This is a genomic window from Okeania sp. SIO2F4, from assembly GCF_010672385.1.
In the GTDB taxonomy this organism is placed as follows: Bacteria; Cyanobacteriota; Cyanobacteriia; order Cyanobacteriales; family Microcoleaceae; genus Trichodesmium.
This window is the reverse complement of record NZ_JAAHGT010001134.1, coordinates 1-2736: the sequence shown is the minus strand read 5'-3', so window position 1 is coordinate 2736 and position 2736 is coordinate 1. Positions and strand designations below refer to the sequence as shown.

Below are 2736 nucleotides of genomic sequence, written 5' to 3'. Positions count from 1 at the left end.
TCAAAAATTGTGAGGATGGAGCCGAAAATCCTTTGACGCGCGAAATTTTTCAGGATCTTCTCAGAATGCAAAAGTTAGATAGCAAATGGTTTCTGTAGTTAGTTGAATTCCAGTATTTGACAAGAAATGCCTGATTTTTCCGATAATTTTAGGTGTAACTCTGTTTTTACTTGCGGCTGTTTTTTCTCCCTTTATCCAGAATCTTCAGGGAAATGAAGAGCGAGTTATTGATATATATACTTTCTTAGAATTTATAGGAGGATTTGCTTTAGGAGAAATATTAAAGCGGGTAGTAAAAAGACTATTAATGCAAATCAAGTAACATTGAACAATTTGAATAGATAAAGTCATAACAAACCAGAGTTTTATATCGGTCAAGTTAGTTATATTGCTCTAATAATTTGATTGATAGATTAGAAAAGTTTTTTAAATTTTCAGGGTGCATAATAGGGGAGTTATAGGTTTATTGATTATTCAAAAGTTGTTGATAATCTTCTCTTTGTCGAATATCATCTAATGGCGATTCTTGTTGCGGGGGTTCGCCATAACAGAATTCTAATTTAACAACTCCTACATTCAAATCTAAATCATTTCTGAACATAACATTGATTCTTAATTTACCTGTTTGCCACTCAGAATTACCTAATTTTAGAATATTACATTCTATGCCTTCAGTTGGAGAAATCAACTCTATATTTTTTAGATCGAGTTTTACTGATGAATTATCAACTATTTTAACATTATTGATACGCCCTAGAACATCAAATACACTACGACCCTCTATGTCCTGGTTAAAACTCCGGTTTGCCCTATGCACTATAGGGTGCTCACGGAAGGAAGTTCTAATTTTTTTCTACTACCAAGTCTTTAAATCTTTCAATAGTAAAAGTATCTTTTCCAATCATCAAAATATCAGTATCACGTTTTAGAGGTTGATATGTATTAGTCATAATATCCGAGCCAACTTTTCTCTAGCTAATAATAACACAAGACTTTCACTAATCAAAAATTTCTTGATGTATAACACTACGCAAATAGGTTAGGAAATTTATAAATACTAAAACTCAGTTAGAGATTACTTTTAACTTTTGATTTGCACATAGAGCTATACTTTCTCCTTTCATTATTATTTCTTTTTGATTAACTACAGCAGTACAAAAAAATTTGAGGATTTCAATTTTATTAAAATCCTTTACAACCGATAGTTTTGACTTTACCTGAATGCTTAAAGCTGAAAACTATAAAATAAAAAATGTAGCAAGCTGCTCATGGATTATAATATTTTATCGTAGGGGTTTAGTCTCCAAACCCAAAAATGGGATTAATATGACTAAACTTCTATAGTTTTTTTACGAATCATTTTATATTCCTATAGTCAAATTTCATATCAATTAAATTAAATGTCAAACAATACTTATGCCATAATTGGCAGTGGCGCACTAGGAGGTTTTTATGGTGCAAAACTCCAAAAAGCAGGATTAGAAGTTCATTTCTTATTACACAATGATTATCAGCACGTTTTGGAAAATGGCTTAATTATAAAATCAAAAGATGGCGATTTTAATCTCCCTCAAGTTAACGCCTATAACAATACTAATAAAATGCCAAAATGTGATGTAATTCTCATAGGATTAAAAACAACGGAAAATCATCTATTAGCAGAATTACTCCCACAATTATTAAAAGAAAATACTGTTGTATTACTTTTACAAAATGGCTTAGGAGCAGAACCAAAAATTGCCAAAATTGTTGGGGAGGATAGAGTAATTGGAGGAGTATGTAATCTTGCCTCGAATAAAGTAAGTTTTGGTTATATTCATCATATAGATTATGGTTTAATTAGAATTGGAAGATATGCCAGAAATTATCAACTGGCGGAAATTACTAATAAAATGCGTGAGATTACTCAGGATTTTGAAAGTGCTGGAGTTCGAGTTAATCTCACTGAAGATTTACTACTAGAAAGATGGAAAAAATTAGTTTGGAATATTCCTTATAACAGCTTATCAGTAATTTTAGATGCTCGAACTGACGAAATGATGGGAGATGCTAATACGAAAAATTTAGTAATAGAAATAATGCGGGAAGTTTTGGAGGGGGCAAAAAGTTGTGAGCGTCAAATTCCAAATAGTTATATTCAAGAAATGTTAGACCATACTGACAAATTACCACCTTATTTAACTAGCATGAAAATTGACTATGAACGACGACGACCTTTAGAAATAGAAGGGATTATTGACAACCCTTTACGAATGGCGAGTGAAGTTGGTGTGAAGTTACCAAAAATTGGGATGCTGTATCAACAATTAAAATTTTTAGATGCTAGAAATAGACAGAACTTTTCAATTCAAAGGAAAATAAAATAATGGATATATTTCAACCTTTTTTTTGATTTAATAAATTTTTTCAGGATAGCATTTACAATATTTTTCTTTATAGTTGGTTTTGTCACAGTGTTGAACAATCTAACTCTTGTGAAAATTATATTTGTAGCTATAGTCCAATACAGTTCAGATCAGACCAAAACTTATAAAGTATGGAACTATTAGAGTAGCTCTTCATATTAAGTCCGATAGCATTGGTGTAATTAGATGTGGTAGGAGCATTTTGCTCCGCAACATGAAAAGCAGAGCTTTGCGTCAGCAAATAGCCATTCGTCCCAAAAGGGGTGAGGAGTGAAGAGAATTGAGAAAGATTTGGTAATAATTGAAGAAGGAACATTTTTTTATACAGAAA

At 31.4% G+C, this 2736-nt stretch carries 3 protein-coding genes; 1 reads left to right on the top strand and 2 read right to left on the bottom strand.

Annotated elements, in window-relative coordinates; translation table 11 throughout:
- Positions 1-463: 463 nt before the first annotated feature.
- The gene (locus tag F6K22_RS37975; protein WP_293110022.1) at positions 464-817 is read right to left on the bottom strand and encodes a KGK domain-containing protein; all 354 of its coding nucleotides are present in this window, start codon (positions 815-817) and stop codon (positions 464-466) included.
- A gap of 583 nt (positions 818-1400) precedes the next feature.
- Between F6K22_RS37975 and F6K22_RS37970 the strand changes: the two genes are divergently transcribed.
- Positions 1401-2366 carry a putative 2-dehydropantoate 2-reductase gene (locus F6K22_RS37970; protein ID WP_293110020.1) on the top strand — a complete coding sequence of 322 codons (966 nt, stop codon included), beginning with the start codon at positions 1401-1403 and terminating at the stop codon, positions 2364-2366.
- 127 nt (positions 2367-2493) lie between these two features.
- Here F6K22_RS37970 and F6K22_RS37965 read toward each other — a convergent pair.
- A partial coding sequence (locus F6K22_RS37965) for a hypothetical protein (protein ID WP_293110018.1) occupies positions 2494-2736 on the bottom strand: 243 nt, incomplete at its 5' end.